Origin of the sequence: Vibrio tarriae (assembly GCF_002216685.1) — a bacterium.
Lineage (GTDB): Bacteria > Pseudomonadota > Gammaproteobacteria > Enterobacterales > Vibrionaceae > Vibrio > Vibrio tarriae.
Window position 1 is genome coordinate 221527 of the sequence record NZ_CP022352.1, and the last position, 17049, is coordinate 238575.

The following is a 17049-nucleotide window of genomic DNA, read 5'->3' on the forward strand; positions in this document are numbered from 1 at the left end:
CATTATTTCATCTTAATTTGCGTAAAACCCGCACAAATCTATGCATATCAACTTGGCACAGATACTGCATTATTAGTAATGACCCTTATTAAGCCGAGGGTCACCTAGCCAACTGACGTTGTTAGTGAATGAAATTGTTCACACTGTTTTATCAGCCAATCACCCTTTTGTGATTGGCTTTTTTCTTTCTTGTGCTTAGCCTTTCTTCACGCGATTTACTTATCACGCTCTTCCACCACACCGAGGTGCGTTTTTGCACAGCCGTGAAATAAGTGACGCCAGCCATTGCAATACCGACTGAAGCTGCTAAAAGACAACATCAATCTTTGTAGTGATGTGAGCGATACGCTCGCGGTGTCATGTGGCTCCAAGCTTTAAAACGGGTACTAAAATTGGCGGCATTGGGGTACCCCACCATGTCGCCAATTTGTTGAATAGGCCAATCAGACCGAGCTAACTCACGCGCTGCATATTCCATACGTAACCGAGTTAAATGTGCGGTGGGGCTATGCCCAAAATACTGTAAGCAGAGACGATGCAGATGAGCCACCGAGCACGGTACAAGCGCCGCCATCGCACTCACAGGCCACTCTTTGTGTAACTGTTTCTGCACACGCTCAAACATTCGATTAAGGCGAATTTGGGCACGAGGCATCTGCCGTTCACCCGGTGTCGCCAGTAACAGTTCTATTTGCTCGACTGCACGTTGTGCTACGGGCTGGCCGATCCCATCAGGCAAAATTTGGGTTCGTAATAAGGTTTGAATGCAGGTGTACATCACATCGGCTGCTGGCGTGAACCCATAGTGGATCTGTTCACCAAGATGGTTGGGCCACTCTCGTTGCGCGGAAAGGAACAACCAAGCTAACTGCCAATTTTCCTCTTCAATGCCAAAACCGTTTTCCACACCCGCCGGAATAATCATCACTGAACCCGGTTCAAGCAGGTAGCGTTGACCTTGGCTGTTTAACCAGCCTTTGCCACGAATGGTAAACAACAGCATATGTTGCTTGGGTGATTTTCGATAAACATTGAAGGACTCGCGGCAAGTCGCAATCCCACATTGCACAACGCCACTTTGCTCTAGCTTAAGCACATGTTCTTGATCAATGACCTCATGCTGGGTTTTCTCTGAGATCAAATAGCTCTCTTGTTTTTCATGCATGATGAGATTTTGGCAATAGTTTTGGAGTTTTAAACACAATACTGCGATGGCACAGAGATCTACACTATTCACATTCATTCCAAGGAGTCAGATCACATGATTGCCCACTTTCGCCAACTCGACCGACCATTTTGGCAAAAATTACTCCAAATCGGCTTACCCGTCTCAATGCAGTCCATGTTGTTTTCGTTATTAGGCGTGGTCGATATTTTTATGGTCAGCCAGTTGGGAGAATCGGCCACTGCCGCGGTAGGGGTTGGCAACCGCATTTTCTTCTTCAATTTGATCGTAATTGTCGGTGCCAGTGGTGCAGTCAGTGTGTTGGCATCTCAATATTTTGGTGCGGGCAATCTTGATGGGGTTCGCCGCACGCTTGCCCAATCTTGGATAATGGCGGTCGTGCTGACGCTACCTTTTGCATTGATGTACAGCTTGATGCCGGAAAGTATCGTAACGCTCGTCACCGATGATCCACACTATGTTGCGCAAGCAACAGATTATCTGTGGGTCACCGGGAGCAGTTTATTTTGTACCGCGTTAGTGGTGCCATTAGAAGGTGCATTACGCAGTATTGGGGAAGCAAAGCTCCCAACGCGTGTAAGTATTTTTGCCATTATCGTCAACGCTATCCTCAATGCCTTACTCATCTTCGGTCTGTTCGGGTTTCCAGAGCTTGGGGTACTCGGTGCTGGCTTAGGTACCACTCTGTCGCGCTTATTCCAAACCACACTATTGTTCATCTTGGTCAAACGCCGTTATGCCCACTTACTGCCCAACCAGAATCATTGGCAGGAAAGCTTACAGCGCCACCATCGTCAACGTTATTTTAAGATTGCTTGGCCCATGCTTATCCACGACAGCGCTTGGGCTGCCGGGCTCTTAGTTTACAACGTGATTGTCGGGCAATTAGGTGTTTCAGAGTTGGCGATTATTTCACTGCTTGCTCCTATCGAGAGTGTGTTGATCTCCGCTTTCCTTGGGTTTGCGGTCGCAGCATCGATCATTTTAGGTAATGAGATTGGCGCACAAAACTATCAGCGTGTAGAAAGCACCGCGTGGTGGTATGTCATCACCAGTTGCAGCTTAGCCTTAGTGCTCGCTTTACTCTGCATGGCTGCCAAACCACTGCTTGCCTGGGTCATTAGCCACAGTCCGTTAGAAAACCATCAATTGGCACTCAATGTTTGCCTTGTGATGGCCTTTGGCATGGTTTTTAAAGTCTTTAACATGGTCGGAATTGGTGGAGTGCTCAAAAGTGGCGGTGATATCCGTTACAGCATTTTTATTGATCTGTTTGGTCAATGGGCGGTGGGTCTTCCTCTCGCTTACCTGACAGGCGTCGTCTGGGGGTGGCCACTACATTGGGTATTAATGGCTATTTGGCTTGAAGAGTGGGGCAAAATAGGACTCACCACACAGCGGATAAACTCAAAACGCTGGATTAATAATCTCATTAGTGAGCCAATATCTGAAGTTGCAGCTTGAAATAAAATAGAGCGAGCTAATTATCTCTAATCACTCGCTCTACTATTTTAGTGTTGCTTAACAAGCAGAAAACTTAAAAACGGTAGCCTAGGCCTACGGTATAAGTCAGTGCTGTTGTATCAACTAGGTGCTCGCTGTATTCAATGCCAGTATTTAGACTAAAGCTTTGAGTCAAATTCAACTCAATGCCTGTGCCTACTGCAAAGGCACTGTCTTCAATACTTCCATTCACTGTCTTACCTGATTTATTTTCTATCTTATAAGTTGCATATCCAAGTGTGGCATAGCCACTGACCACATCGTTAAAACGGTAAGTTGGGCCAATATGGAAACTGCCATAAGAACGATCAACGCTATTCAACACAATTTTATTGTTAACCACCGAGAATGATTGAGCATCACTCAGGACAGTACCCGTTAAACCAACTAATAATCCTAAACGACCAGGTTCATAACGATATTTAAAAGCAAGCCCTTTCAAATCGTCATTAAGTCTTTTGATGTCTGTCTGTGCATATCCAACACTGAAAGTATGGTCAGCAGCATTTGCGTGAGCAATTTGTAATGAAGCCGTTAATAGGGCAACAATAGCAATGGTATTTTTCATTATTATTAACTTCTCAAAATATACAGTAAAAATATAAAAATGAACTCAGTGGTTCAAATGAAACCTAAACCAATATATTCACAAGGTCAATAACTCAAAACTACGCGATCTAATAGTAAATAAAAATCATCTTTATTTACATGGAGTTATGAATATAAAAAATGCAAAATGAAACCCATACAATATCAATTGTATGGATATCAATATTTTGAATTAATGTCTAAATATCGAACAAATTACGAAATAAGACCATCACACTTCGTAGCACAGATAAAATCATTTTTGTGTAGACCTTTGATGGAATGGCTCCACCAAGTTACGGTCACTTTACCCCACTCTAATAAAATTGCCGGATGATGAAATTCTTGTTCCGCCAATTCAGCAATCTGATTAGCAAACGCCCAGGCTTGTTTAAAATTTTTGAAGCGATATATCTTTTCTAGTTGGGCAATACCGTCTCGGTGAATTAATGCCCAACCATCCAGTTCACTGAGCAGCTGTTGCTGCTCTTCTGATGTCAAACCGATAGCGTCTGCACTGCACGCTTCACAACGTAATTCATCCAGCATGTTGTTGTTCCTTTGGTTGAAAAAGAGGCGGGAGTAACCCGTCTTGCATAGCTTGCCACACCAAGCCCATCACATCGCGTTGACTGAGTTGATACAGTTGACTGAGATCCGGCAACACATAATAAATCGGCTGCATGATATCAATGCGGTAAGGAGTGCGTAGCACTTGCATAATATCGAACGGCTCACGTTTTGGGATTGTGCTTTCTGAAGCGTAAAGCGTTTCACCCGGTGACGACAAAATGCCCCCGCCATAAATTTTGGTTTGTCCCTGTTCTTGAACTAAGCCGAACTCAACCGTAAACCAGTACAAACGCGCTAAGTAGCTACGCTCTTTGGGGGTCGCTTTCGCACCTAGCTGGCCATAAACATGAGTAAAAGCGGCGAAATCAGGGTGCGTGAGCATAGCGCAGTGACCATACACTTCATGGAAGAAATCCGGCTCTTGGAGATAATCAAACTCCTCTCGACGCCGCAAAAACGTGGCCACTGGAAACTTCTTATCGGCGAGTAAGGCAAAGAAGCGATCAAAACTGATCAATGCCGGAACAGGCTCAACTTGCCAACCGGTTTCTCTTTGCAATACTCGGTTTATTTCCGGCAATTGTGGCAGGCGATCTGTCGGCAAATTAAGCATATTCAAACCATCTAAATAAGCTTGGCAGGCTCTGGTTTTCACCACCTCTTGCTGGCGAGTGATCAGCTCATGCCAAACAGCATGCTCATCCTGATCCCAATCAATATGACCATGCTCACTAACGGGTTTAGAGTGATACTGAGTCATCGCCCTACTCCTTAACAAATTCGTTACATTAAGCCTACCTAGCGCAATCTGAACTGCCAATGGGATCTTGCTCAATCAAGCCAACATTAATGTAACAATAATTTTACAGTCGTGCATTTTTTAGTTATTTTTCATAGGCCTGATCCTGACCCGTCAAGTTGACTTTCGAACTTGCGAGGACAAAACTTGTTCACAGTGATCACGTCAGAATTGATTTTTAGACAGGGAATATTATGTCATCGACTACACCATTGTGGACGCCAAGCCACGAGCGCATTTCCGCTTCTAACCTGCAACAGTTCATCGCACATGTGAACATGCAAGGTGAAGCGATCGACAGTTATTCTGCGTTGCATCACTGGTCTGTTGCTGAAACACGGCAATTCTGGCTTGAGGTGTGGCAATTTTGCGATGTGATCGGCTATCGCGGAAACTGCATTATTGGTGAAGGACTACCTCGTTTTGGTAAAACCATGGTTCCCGCTCGTGATTCGATCTGGTTTCCACAAGCTCAGCTCAACTATGCAGAAAACCTACTCTCTTACGCATTCCAAAATCCCGATGGGATCGCCCTCTGGTTTAAAAATGAAAATGGCCATACCAAGAAATTCAGTTGGCAGCAGTTGTGTGATCATGTTTCCGTCGTTCAACAGTGGTTGGCACAAAATGGCGTTGGAGAGGGTGATGTCGTGGCTGGCTATCTTCCCCACTTACCCGAAACCGTGATTGCCATGTTAGCCGCCACCAGTTTGGGGGCAATCTGGACTTCGACGTCACCGGATTTTGGCGTGGAAAGTGTGATTGAACGCTTTGGTCAAGTTCAACCGAAAATTCTGTTTTGTTGTAATGGCTACACGTTTAACGGTAAATCGTTTCCCATGCAAGAGCGTAATGCTCAGATAGCTAGCGCCCTGCCAAGCCTAGCCAACACTTGTCAAATCGAATATCTGCAAGATCGCAACTTCACACCGGATTTCAATGATAGCTTTTCTGACTGGCAATCGATTTTCGCCAGTTATCAACCGCGAGGAGTCGAATACCGCCGGATTGGTTTTAACGATCCGCTGTTTGTTTTGTATTCCTCTGGAACAACGGGCAAACCGAAATGCATCACGCACTCCGTTGGCGGTACGCTACTCAACCATTTGAAAGAGCATCAGTTACACTGTGATATCCAGCCACAAGATCGCGTGTTCTATTACACGACAACAGGTTGGATGATGTGGAACTGGCATGTCTCTGCACTCGCCAGTGGCGCAACCTTAGTGATTTATGATGGGCATCCACTCTACCCACAAGCGGGAGCGTTATGGGCTCTGGTTGACGAAGCCAAAGTCAGCTTGTTTGGCACCTCTGCCAAGTACCTAGAAACTCTGCAAAAAAATCAGTTTTCTCCATGCGATTTTTACTCATTAAGCCACTTAAAAACCCTGTGTTCGACCGGTTCGGTGCTCTATCCCGAGCAATTTGACTATGTGTATGAGCATGTCAAATCCGATCTGCATCTGGCTTCTATTTCTGGTGGCACGGATATTTGCGGCTGCTTTGTGCTTGGTAACCCTATTTCTCCGGTTTATCAGGGCGAATGCCAAAGTGCGGGCTTAGGTTTGGATGTCGTGGCTTACAATCAGCATGGAGAGGCCATCGTCGCTGAGCGTGGAGAGCTGGTATGCCGAAATAGTTTCCCCAATCAACCGATTGGATTTTGGCATGATGATGGCAGCCGTTATCACCAAGCTTACTGGGATAAATACCCGGGAGTTTGGCATCATGGCGATGAAATCGAAATCACCGACAAAGGGGGCGTATTGTTCTTCGGTCGTAGTGACACCGTTCTGAACCCGGGTGGTGTTCGGATTGGTACGGCTGAAATCTATCAGCAAGTCAATGCATTACCTGAGATCCACGATTCGATTGCCATTGGTCGCCAGATTGACCGTGATGAGCAGGTGATTCTGTTTGTTCAACTCGTGCAAAACGTCCCCTTTAATGACGAACTGCAGCAGAAAATCCGCACCTTACTGCGTGAACGCTGTTCTCCACGTCATGTTCCTGCTCACATTTATGCCATCAGCGAAATCCCGCGCACGAAATCGGGCAAATTGGTCGAACTTGCCGTAAAACAAGTGTGTCATGGTGATGAAGTGAAAAACCTCGGCGCTATCGCCAACCCACAAGTGTTAACAGAAATAGAAAGATTACTCACGGCATGAATTAAGCATTGCTATAAGCTGCAACAGCCTGAATACAAAGCTTAATTTAAGTAATACCAACACATTTATCGGTTTGATTTTCGTGCCACAGTGGTATTCTTGGCTCAGCTGTTCTCTGCATAGACTTTTTATGGATTATATTCACCTCTCCCGCTTTAGCTTAAAACACCTGACAGCCCTGCATGTCATGCTCAACACGCGCAGTGTTACCCAAACCGCCGCTCGACTGTGTGTAAGTCCATCCAGTATCAGTAAAATCCTCGCTCAATTGCGTGAACTACTTAATGACGACCTTTTTTACCGGGATGGAAATCAGTTGATCCCGACCCCTTATGTACAGCAAATGGGGCCAACAGTGCATCATGTTCTGTCCAGTATGAATGGCTTATTGCACTGCACCGAATTCGATCCTCAGGCATACCAAGGCCACTATCGTTTAGCGATGCGTGAAAGTACATTTGAGCTATTTGCGTCCAAAGTCACTGCGATTCTCGCCGCTTGCTCATCCGAGCTCTCCATGACGATTCACTCCAAAGAACATTATGGGTTTGAGGCTTTGCAGAGTGGCTTGATTGATTGCATTCTTCTGCCACATGACATCAGCCAGCCACCAACCTTTGCCCAAGACTTAGTTTGGCAGGTAATCGAATCGGATGAGCTGGTCTGTTTGATGAGCGCTGATCATCCTCTCGCTCACACTGAACTCAGTGTCGAAGCCTACCTTGCTTATAAGCACATCGGCATTCTCGATAATGAGCTCAATGAGCCGTATTTTGAGAAGTACCTGACTCAGCAACACGAAACTCGACGTATTGCTGTTGCCACTCCTGACTTTGGTGCAGCAGCCATCTTGTGTCGGCAGACACACTTGCTGCTCACCTGTTCAAAGATGTGGGCGGATCACGCAATGCAAGCTCAAGGCTTGGTGCAAAAAGCCCTACCCTTTGAATATGGTAAGGTGGCTTACAGCTTAGTCTGGAACAAACCCAGCATGAATGACCGAGCCATTCGTTGGCTATGCCAGCAACTGAACAGCCAGTTAACTTGAAATAAAAATGAGTGGAAAAGGAAAGGGTCAGCAAATGCTGACCCTTTCCTTTGTTGCTCTGTTTTTGATTTTTGTTAATAACCCTAGCCATGAGTTGTCAGTCAATAAACAGAAACTGAGACGTGTACTCGGGAAACTGAGCGTCGTCTTTGATTATTCAATCATTAGTTTAGGCGCAAGGTTGGATTTTTGTTAGTGAAAAGAAGTAAATGGCCAATTTACGATTTGGAAAAGATAGGTAAATCACACTGTAAACGAAATTGAAATGCAATAACCCAATGAATGAAACAGTGGCGGTAAGATTTATACCCAAACAACTTGGAGTTGCAGGTAGGCGGCAAGTGAGTGAGTTCCCATGAGCATAGATAGACTATGTGATTGGGGTGAACGAACGTAACCAACACCGCTGCAGCTTCAAGTAGGAAGGGGATAGCAAGAAGCGAAAAAATAAAGCCGCTGTACAAGTAGCGGCTATAACGAACAATGTGAATCGATGAATTACTTACGAGCAATTCCAACAACGACAGATTGTGTGCCTTGTGCGGTAGTGACATCAAACGCCATCTGAGTCTCCACTGAAGAGAAACCCGCATTGTGAAGTACAGATTCAATGTCTGTCGTAGCCAAGCCAGTTTCAGATTTACCATCGGCTAACCAATCGAAATGCACAAAATATCCCCCCTCATCCACTAGAGTGAAGATAATATCGGCCACATCTTGTAGATTTGGTAAGAAAGCGCACACCGACGAAGCAACGACCAAATCAAACTGTTTACGAAAGGCAGGATGTTGAGCAACCAAACCGCGAGTTAAGGAATCAACGACTGGTTCTACATTGCGCAATTCTTTGCGATCAAGCTCCTCAATCATGGCCTCTGATGAGTCCAGCGCAACAATATCACGAGCAAGCGGTGACATCCGCTGACTAAGCAATCCTGTACCACAGCCAAAATCCAAAATATGTTTTCCCTGCAAAGGGAGGATTTTTGTCAGATGTTCAAATACGCTTTGCGCAAAAGCATGGGTCGCTGGGTCTTTTTCCCAATTTGCTGCGTACTCATCCCAGTCGTGTGCCATCATGGCCTCCGTATTACTTCTTGTATTCGGGCAATGCTGCCAAGAGTAAACCAAAATGAAGTCAAGTTCATAGAGTTACAACGCATTCTTTATTAAGAAAATCCGTTTCGACTCCATTTGTCGAGAATTTGTACCGATAAACAATACATCGAATTTTGCTTATGATCCCAAGAGTTTGACCCGCTTGAGCGTCATGACGTGACCAATGTCGGGCTTGAGTTACGTGATGAGGCAGCGCTAAAAACGGCCACGAATGATTCAGTTGAGGTAGAAGATATTGAGCGTATCGAAAACCACTTGCAGCAAAGCTTGGCGGCATTACCTTACCAATTACAGCTCACGGTGAGCGTTGCTCGCTAACTCATCTCAGCCCGCTGTCGCGGGCTGAATATTAACTTTGTTCTTTAAGCGGCGGGGGCGTTTCAGGCTCTTCCCCTGTTGATGAACTCGACTCGCGAGTCACCCACCAGCAGATCAGCGAACCGAATGTCACCATGATCACTCCCTGCCAGAAACTTAACCCGAGAACCACCCCTAAAATCAGCGATGAAAATAGGGTTGAGATAACCGGCGTAAAGTAAGAAAGCGTTGCCAGCAGCAACATGTTCCCCCGCAAAATGGCCACATTCCATAGTGCATAACCACTTCCCATCACAATGCCCGTTAATAACAGCGTCACCATGCTCGACCCAGTAAAAGAGAGTGCCGGCTCATTACTCAAAGCGTATTGGAGCCAGAGTGTGGCAGCGGTCGCGGCAAAAAACAGTACGATGGCATTCTGCCCTCGAGCTAAACGTTGGGTCACATTGCAGTAAATCGCCCAGATAAAAGCGCCCGTCAATGCCATAGCATAAACCGCTGGATTGGTAGCGATGCGAGCGGAAAAATCGGCGAGCGAAATGCCTTGTTCGGCGACAATAGTCCACGCGACACCAGCGAAAGCCAAACCGACGCTCGGGTAAACCCAAAAGCTGACCGCACGCTGACTGAGCAACACCGCGATCAATACGGTTAAGGCTGGCCAAAGGTAGTTAATCACCGACATCTCTATCGCTTGTAAACGATCGCTCGCCATACCGAGTGCTAAGGCAAGGCAAATTTCGTAACTGACAAACAGCGCACCGCCAATCAGAATATAGCGGCTCGATCCCGCTTTGAGTCGAGGCATCCCCATCGTAAACAGCAAAAACAGCGTACTCACTGTGTAGATGAGTGCTGCACCGCCAATCGGTGAAAACTCCTCAGCAACACGACGCGTTAATGCCATCAGGCTTCCCCAAAGCAAAATGGCCGCGACACCATACAAGGTGTGTTTATGAGTGATGAATTGCTGTTTCACAGTAAACCTCAAAGTGGTAACCCCTTCCCTACCTATCACGTCAAGCAGTTGAGGGATAAAACGCCAAGCCGTACGATCATTTTGCCATTAATTCGGCAGGATCTTTCAGTGAGCGCAAAATACGCGCAGGAGTGCCACCGACTAACGTATCAGGCGGAACATCCTGATTGACCACGGAATTCGCCGCCACGACAGAACGAGCACCAATCGTGACCCCTTGATTAATGACGACATTTCCGCCAATCCAGACATCATCTTCAATCACAATCGGTTTGCAGATGGTTTCCCACGCTTGGCGACGACGATAATCTAAAGAGTGCGATGCGGTGTAAAATTGAGTACTCGGGCCGATTAATACGTGATGGCCAATCGTGATGGGTGCGCCATCCAACATCACTACGTTCATGTTGATGAAGGTGTGATCGCCAATACGAATGGTTTTGCCAAACTCACAGTGAAAAGGAGGCTGTACGCAACTTTTATGACCGAGATGACCAAACAGCTCACGTTGCAGTGCATAGCGCTCTGCTTCATCAAGACTTTGGTTGATCTCGAGCTTGAGCCTTCCCGCTTGGCTGCGCAGTGCCTCAATTTCCGCGGATGCGCCGTCAAAGTGTTCACCCTTGAGCATTTTTTCTAATTCGCTCATCTTCATTCCCCCGTGATTTATGAACGTCCATTACTCAGCTATCCCCCAACCATTTGGCGATGGTGCCTCCAGTCGTAAGGGGATAACATGGTTAATCACCCATCAGTAAATGAAAAGTGCAAATAAGAGCAAATCGGTTTCCTCTATTCTTCTTTGACGATAGGTTCGAGAGGTTCAACGCGACTCACCAGGAGCTGATCGACTTTGTAATTATCGATGTCCACCACTTCAAATTTATAGCCGGCATAGACCACTGAATCCGTACGACGCGGGATCTTACGCAGCATATACATCATAAATCCTGCGATCGTTTCGTAGTTTTGTTGCTGAGGAAACTCTTCAATCGCAAAGGAGCGCATCACGTCGGTGATCGGTGTCACCCCGTCTACTAGCCATGAATTGCCATCACGCGCGACGATTTGCTCTTCCCCTTCGGCAAGCACCCAAGTGCCCATGACTGCGCTTTGTAAGTCGTTGAACGTCACAACGCCCACGACAAGCGCGTATTCGTTCATCACCACCGCAAAATCAACGCGGTTAATTTTGAAGTACTCCAACGCTTCCGAAAGGCTTAACGTATCGGGAATAATCGGACAACCAATGACCACATTGCTCTCTTTGAGATTCATTCCTTGACCATTAATCACTCGAATTAACAAGGCCTTCGAGTCAACGTAACCTTTGATCTGATCCAACTGCCCATCACAAACCAAGAATTTGTTGTGCGGATGCTGAGAAATTTTCTGCTTGATCACTTCCTCACTGTCGCTGAGGTTAAGAAACACCAAACTTTCGCGCGCCGTCATGGCCGATGTCACTGGAATGCTCTGCATTTCAAACACGCTTTCCATCATCTGTTGTTCGCCTTTATCCAGCACTCCGGCTTCTGCGCCTGCATCCATTACGGCATAAATGTCGTCAGAGGTGATCTCATCATTACGTTCGGTCGGCACACTTAATGCGCGAAACAGCAAGTTCGCCAATCCATTGAAGAACCAGACAAACGGCTTTAGCAGGGTAATGCAAATCTGCATGCCTCCCACCAAACTGGTCGCGATTCTTTCCGGCATCGCCATCGCAATCCGTTTAGGCATCAAATCCGCAATCAAAATAAACATACTGGTTACGAGCATAAAGGAGAGCACAAAACTCGCTTGTGACAGAAGATTGGCTGGGATCAATCCTTCCAGCAGCGCTCTGATATAAGGGGTAAACGCCGATTCACCCACAATACCGCCCATAATGGCAACCGCATTGAGGCCAATTTGCACCACAGTGAAAAAATTGCCTGGCCGAGCTTGCAGCTCTAACACCCGCTCGGCACGTTCATTGCCTTCATCGGCCATCTGCCGCAAACGAATTTTGCGCGCCGCAGCCAAAGAAATTTCTGACATAGAAAAGAAACAACTGGCAGCAATCAGCGCCATGATGATCGAGATGTTTTCGAAAAAACTCATAGGTGTACACCCAAAATCAATAAAACCAAACGGCTTAAAACACGAGTAACAGAGAAGATAAGCGAGAGATAAACACCTCTTTATCCGCCTCGTTCAGCATAGACGAACACGAGACGGATAGAGAGGCACACTGCAACGTCAAGCAGGAAAAGGATTATTCGGTGCGGATTTCCCACGAATGAGTCATCTCAACACCTTTTCCGAGCATTAAACATACTGAGCAGTATTTCTCTAGAGAATCAGCGGTGACGCGCGCTACGATCTCTTGATCCAGATCTTCACCACTGACGACAAAATGGATCTTGACTTGAGTGAACAGTTTCGGCGCGGCATCACGACGCTCAGCAGACAATTGCGCGGTGCAACCATGGATTTTTTGTCCCGCTTTTTTCATGCCATCCACAACATCGACAGAGCTGCATCCACCCGCGGCCATCAACACCATTTCCATTGGACTTGGAGCACTCGCTCCACCGTTCCCATCCATCACAATCGAATGACCGGAATTAGATAACCCAATAAAACGAAAATCTTCAACCCATTTGACTTGCGCTTGCATAACGGAACCTCACTAAAGTAAATGACCGCCAGTATGTTAGCACAGTGGCATACGGAAAGATGCCAAGAGACAAAAGCGAAGCTAAAAAAGAAAACCCCACTAAGCCTAAGCTTAGTGGGGTTCAGTTCTCACTCGCAGCAATCCCGCTACTAATAGGTGCTCCCTGCATCTATTCCTTGATAGTCTGCTGTGTCCTTCAGCGCAATCCGTTTCATCGCCTTCCTAGCGGTGTCCCTTCCTCTGTCATCCTGACAGAACTCGCTTAGTCCTTTAAGTTGTCCATTAACTCTCCGTTTATAACCATCCTAGTTATTAAGCGTCCAGCTAACGTCCTTTGCTCTCCTTGCCGACCATTCATCCTGAACAATCGAAATCTTCGTCCTGAAGATGACCAATCCTTGGGTCTTTCCTGTTCCGTGTCCGCTTCCTGCTGACGAATTGACTTTACGATATGAGCGTATTTCAGCAACCTATGTTGGGCGTTTTTATTACCGACTCACAGGAAAACCTTAATAAAAAATAAATTTAAATCAACAAGATAAAATAAAAACAAATTTAAAGTCTGCAATCAAAAACTAAAATATCTTACATCAGGTGTAAGAGATCTCGCACAAGATGAATCCTAAAATAAGAACGTTATACTTTTTCGACCGCCACGCAATCTGCGATGCAGATCGCAAGATATTTTCCACTCTTCCAACCCAAGAAGAAGCGCCGTTTTTGGCACAGGTATATACCCAAACGACTTGGAGTTGCCGATGGGCGGCCAGTGAGTTCATCCCCATGGGCATAAACAAAATCTATGCTTGGAGTGAATAAACGTAACCAACACCGCTGCCGCTTCCAGTAGAAAGGGTATAGACTCTTATCACAAAAATCAGGATAGTATCAGCGAGAGTAATGTATTTTGCGTACGTACTTGATGGCTTGACCAATGTCGCGAATGAATGAGGAACAACGACATGATTTCAAAATGGGCGCAACGTTTTTTCCAAATGGCTGAATTAGTTGGCTCGTGGAGTAAAGATCCTTCCACGCAGGTAGGCGCTGTGATCACCAAACAAAACCGAATTGTCTCCGTCGGCTTCAATGGCTACCCACACGGTATTTCTGACAGTGCCAGCACCGATGATCGTGATATGAAGTATTTGAAAACGCTGCACGCGGAAGAGAATGCGATTTTGTTTGCCAAGCGTGATTTGGATGGCTGTGAGATTTACGTCACCCACTTCCCTTGCCCTAATTGCGCGGCCAAGATTATCCAAACTGGGATCTCTGCCGTACATTGTCCTGAGCAATCCGAAGATTTTCTGTCACGCTGGGGCGATAAAATCAAAGTCAGCCAAGACATGTTCTTGCAAGCTGGGGTTAAAGTGCATTGGCTACCTTTGGTTGAGCTCAAACACATCAATACCATTGAACTGCCTTCAGAATCGAGCAATCCATAAACGAAGACGATAACCAGCAACCATCGCACTTAAAAATGGGACACTTTTGTCCCATTTTTGATCTTGATAACTGCGCCCTTCTTCCACTTTATCTGCTGGTTTTCTCTGTCTTATACTCAGATGACAAAGATCACCTTTCAACACTTTATTCCGCGATTTTTCGCGAATTAGCGCGCATTCAATTGCAAAAACTAAGGATTCTTACCAAAGAAACTTTGAACTTAGTCATTATCAGAACGAAATAAGTCACTGAGTCTGCCAATGTCAACCCTAACCAAACCTCGGTAAATAGACCAAACACTCGTCAAAATCGTCACTATTACGTGATATATCAATGCATTATTTTTCCTAGCAGAAAAACGATCACAACTTTACAATCGCGCCACATAAAAATAACAACCATCCGCTTGGGTATGCCGAAATCGGATATCCCAAACCACTTGGCGTTGCAGATAAGAGGTAGGTGAGTTCATCCCGATGGGTATAGGCAAACGCTATGCTCAGGGTGAATGAATCTAGCCAGCACAGCTGCAGCTTCAAGTAGGAAGAGTATAGGATGGCGCACACTCCCCTACTTAAGTGTGTATAACAATAATCTGTATCAACACTCTCCCGAAGCTATGGCGATGCGTAGCGAGGGAATTAACTCTAACGTGAAAGGTCCCAAGTCAACCATGAGCCCAGAGAACTACTTCCTAGACTGGCAAAAAAGCCAAACCCTTGCAGAAACCCTGTCTCCCTTAATTAGTCAGCTCTATCGCCAGAAAGGGGTTGAGGCCGTGTTATGCGGTAAAACCCTGATTAATGCGACCACGATCGACATCATTAAGACTCATCGTGTCGCTCGGCGCTATTTAAGTGAGCCTTTGCCACTCGATAAGACCTTACCCTTAGTGCAGCAGTTATCGACTCTCGAGCTAGCCCCCTGCCGAATTGATATTGGCCAACTTGCCAGCCAGTATTGGCAGCAACATGAGGATGAGCGTGGTTTACATGATTTTCTGCACACAGCATTAGACGCTGCGCTACAGCCCGCTCAGGCTATTGAGCCCAAAGATGTGGTGCTGTATGGATTTGGTCGGATTGGCCGTCTACTCGCTCGCTTACTGATTGAAAAGAGCGGCGCAGGTTATCCGTTGCGTCTACGGGCGATTGTTGTACGTGGGGGAAAAGAGGGCGATCTTGAAAAACGTGCCAGTCTGCTCCGTCGAGACTCGGTTCATGGTCAATTCAACGGCAGTATTACTATAGATAAAGAGCGTAAGGCACTGATCGCAAATGGTAACTTCATCAACGTCATTTATGCGAATTCCCCACAAGATGTCGACTATACCGCTTACGGCATTCATAACGCTTTGGTGGTGGATAACACGGGCGTATGGCGCGACAGCGAAGGCTTAAGCCAGCACCTTGCCTCTCCGGGGGCAAGTAAGGTTCTGCTTACTGCGCCGGGTAAAGGCGATATTAAAAACGTGGTGTTTGGGGTCAATGAATCGGTGATTCAGCCGGAAGACACCATTATTTCAGCAGCAAGTTGCACCACAAACGCGATTACTCCGGTGTTAAAAGCTGTGAATGACCGTTTCGGCATTACTTCTGGACACATCGAAACCGTCCACTCTTTTACCAATGATCAAAACCTGATCGATAACTTCCACAAAGGTGAGCGTCGTGGTCGAGCAGCATCACTCAATATGGTGCTTACTGAGACAGGCGCGGCTAAAGCCGTTGCTAAAGCGCTTCCTGAGTTAACTGGCAAACTGACGGGTAATTCGATTCGCGTCCCGACTCCGAATGTGTCGATGGCGATAGCCAATCTCAATTTAGCTCATGCCACGACTAAGCAAGAGCTGAATGCTTACTTGCGAGAAATGGCAACCCATTCTCCACTCTCAGGACAAATTGATTACACCGAGTCGACTGAAATTGTTTCCAGCGATCTGGTGGGTTCACGTTATGCGGGCGTGGTCGATGCCACAGCAACGATTGCACAAGATAGTCGTTGTGTTCTGTATGTTTGGTATGACAATGAATTTGGCTATAGCTGCCAAGTGGTACATTGCATGGAACAGATGATGGGTGTGCGTTACCCGACCTATCCCGCTCAATAAATCACCGTCTCCACAACAGACCCAAACTGCGTGCAGCGAAGCTCGATAGTCTCGTGGCAGGTGGAATGGGTCAAACAATAACAACCATAAGTCGTGCTGCGCTGATCGCTTCGGCGATGAGCAACACCGACCTCTCCCTCCTTGCCGCCTCACTGATGTGGGCGGTTTTTTTTTGTAACTACTCACCCGCTCTAGGTCAGAAATACGTCAAGTTTGTCCTGTTATGGTGAAAATGAACATTGTTCATTTTCGATTAATCTAGTTCAGGGTATGGTGGTTCTATTACTTGGAGGAACCATTATGAACCGATTCCTGATCACCTTACTGTCACTGATTACTGGCGTATTCGCTTTGATCTTCAGTCTGCTGCTCGCGATTCCATTGACTATCGCAGCGTTAATCACAGGCAAACGTTTAGAAAAACAGCTCAAAGCGCGTGCTTACCAATTTCATCAGCAAGCGGCCTACACCACTCATTCAAATGTTATTGAAGGTGAGTACGAAGAGATTTCGCCCCGGCGATAGCCTTAGGGTTTGA

At 46.3% G+C, this 17049-nt stretch carries 16 protein-coding genes and 1 pseudogene; 8 read left to right on the forward strand and 9 right to left on the reverse strand.

Translation table 11 applies throughout. From position 1 onward, the window contains the following. Positions 1 to 319: 319 nt before the first annotated feature. A complete protein-coding gene (locus CEQ48_RS01610) occupies positions 320 to 1165 on the reverse strand; it encodes an AraC family transcriptional regulator (protein WP_089070553.1) in 846 nt (281 codons plus the stop codon). 96 nt (positions 1166 to 1261) lie between these two features. Here CEQ48_RS01610 and CEQ48_RS01615 point away from each other — a divergent pair, with 96 nt between their 5' ends. After that, positions 1262 to 2650: an MATE family efflux transporter gene (locus CEQ48_RS01615; protein ID WP_089069972.1), complete on the forward strand. Its 1389-nt coding sequence runs from the start codon at positions 1262 to 1264 to the stop codon at positions 2648 to 2650. A gap of 73 nt (positions 2651 to 2723) precedes the next feature. Here the strand turns inward: CEQ48_RS01615 and CEQ48_RS01620 are convergent, their stop codons facing one another. The 3 genes from CEQ48_RS01620 to phhA all read right to left on the reverse strand — a co-directional run bounded on the left by CEQ48_RS01620 (position 2724) and on the right by phhA (position 4610). Beyond that, positions 2724 to 3257 (reverse strand): Ail/Lom family outer membrane beta-barrel protein, encoded by a 534-nt coding sequence (locus CEQ48_RS01620; RefSeq protein WP_089069973.1) that lies wholly within the window; start codon positions 3255 to 3257, stop codon positions 2724 to 2726. A gap of 236 nt (positions 3258 to 3493) precedes the next feature. Further along, entirely contained in the window at positions 3494 to 3826 is a 333-nt protein-coding gene (locus tag CEQ48_RS01625) for a 4a-hydroxytetrahydrobiopterin dehydratase (protein ID WP_089069974.1), read from the reverse strand. Further along, positions 3816 to 4610: a phenylalanine 4-monooxygenase gene (gene phhA, locus CEQ48_RS01630; protein WP_000195734.1), complete on the reverse strand. Its 795-nt coding sequence runs from the start codon at positions 4608 to 4610 to the stop codon at positions 3816 to 3818. Before phhA ends, CEQ48_RS01625 begins: the two co-directional genes overlap by 11 nt. A gap of 233 nt (positions 4611 to 4843) precedes the next feature. Here phhA and CEQ48_RS01635 point away from each other — a divergent pair, with 233 nt between their 5' ends. From CEQ48_RS01635 to CEQ48_RS01645, 3 genes are all read left to right on the forward strand, one after another. Next, complete coding sequence (locus tag CEQ48_RS01635) at positions 4844 to 6823, forward strand: acetoacetate--CoA ligase (protein ID WP_157724682.1); 1980 nt, start codon at positions 4844 to 4846, stop codon at positions 6821 to 6823. A 130-nt stretch (positions 6824 to 6953) separates the two neighbouring features. Further along, positions 6954 to 7871 carry a LysR family transcriptional regulator gene (locus CEQ48_RS01640; protein WP_181710973.1) on the forward strand — a complete coding sequence of 306 codons (918 nt, stop codon included), beginning with the start codon at positions 6954 to 6956 and terminating at the stop codon, positions 7869 to 7871. 7 nt (positions 7872 to 7878) lie between these two features. Continuing rightward, positions 7879 to 8067 carry a hypothetical protein gene (locus CEQ48_RS01645; protein WP_181710974.1) on the forward strand — a complete coding sequence of 63 codons (189 nt, stop codon included), beginning with the start codon at positions 7879 to 7881 and terminating at the stop codon, positions 8065 to 8067. A 302-nt stretch (positions 8068 to 8369) separates the two neighbouring features. On the opposite strand, the gene CEQ48_RS01655 is transcribed toward CEQ48_RS01645, so the two are convergent. After that, on the reverse strand, positions 8370 to 8948 hold the full coding sequence (locus tag CEQ48_RS01655) for a class I SAM-dependent DNA methyltransferase (RefSeq protein ID WP_181713491.1): 579 nt from the start codon (positions 8946 to 8948) through the stop codon (positions 8370 to 8372). A 180-nt stretch (positions 8949 to 9128) separates the two neighbouring features. Here CEQ48_RS01655 and CEQ48_RS01660 point away from each other — a divergent pair. Then, positions 9129 to 9308, forward strand: a pseudogene (locus CEQ48_RS01660) (cation transporter); the annotation flags it as partial. Between the two features lie 31 nt (positions 9309 to 9339). On the opposite strand, the gene yddG reads toward CEQ48_RS01660, so the two are convergent. The 4 genes from yddG to CEQ48_RS01680 all read right to left on the reverse strand — a co-directional run bounded on the left by yddG (position 9340) and on the right by CEQ48_RS01680 (position 12952). After that, on the reverse strand, positions 9340 to 10287 hold the full coding sequence (yddG, locus tag CEQ48_RS01665) for an aromatic amino acid DMT transporter YddG (RefSeq protein ID WP_198301108.1): 948 nt from the start codon (positions 10285 to 10287) through the stop codon (positions 9340 to 9342). A 76-nt stretch (positions 10288 to 10363) separates the two neighbouring features. Further along, positions 10364 to 10936 (reverse strand): sugar O-acetyltransferase, encoded by a 573-nt coding sequence (locus CEQ48_RS01670; protein WP_198301109.1) that lies wholly within the window; start codon positions 10934 to 10936, stop codon positions 10364 to 10366. 143 nt (positions 10937 to 11079) lie between these two features. Further along, positions 11080 to 12393 (reverse strand): polyamine export protein PaeA, encoded by a 1314-nt coding sequence (gene paeA / locus CEQ48_RS01675; protein ID WP_089069981.1) that lies wholly within the window; start codon positions 12391 to 12393, stop codon positions 11080 to 11082. Positions 12394 to 12547: 154 nt separating this feature from the next. Next, positions 12548 to 12952: an OsmC family protein gene (locus tag CEQ48_RS01680; protein ID WP_089069982.1), complete on the reverse strand. Its 405-nt coding sequence runs from the start codon at positions 12950 to 12952 to the stop codon at positions 12548 to 12550. Positions 12953 to 13914: 962 nt separating this feature from the next. On the opposite strand from CEQ48_RS01680, the gene CEQ48_RS01690 reads away from it, so the two are divergent. The 3 genes from CEQ48_RS01690 to CEQ48_RS01700 all read left to right on the forward strand — a co-directional run bounded on the left by CEQ48_RS01690 (position 13915) and on the right by CEQ48_RS01700 (position 17036). After that, on the forward strand, positions 13915 to 14400 hold the full coding sequence (locus CEQ48_RS01690) for a dCMP deaminase family protein (RefSeq protein ID WP_000624159.1): 486 nt from the start codon (positions 13915 to 13917) through the stop codon (positions 14398 to 14400). Positions 14401 to 15074: 674 nt separating this feature from the next. Continuing rightward, entirely contained in the window at positions 15075 to 16511 is a 1437-nt protein-coding gene (locus tag CEQ48_RS01695; RefSeq protein ID WP_181710980.1) for a glyceraldehyde-3-phosphate dehydrogenase, read from the forward strand. A 300-nt stretch (positions 16512 to 16811) separates the two neighbouring features. Next, a complete protein-coding gene (locus CEQ48_RS01700; RefSeq protein WP_089069985.1) occupies positions 16812 to 17036 on the forward strand; it encodes a hypothetical protein in 225 nt (74 codons plus the stop codon). The last annotated feature ends 13 nt before the right edge of the window (positions 17037 to 17049 follow it).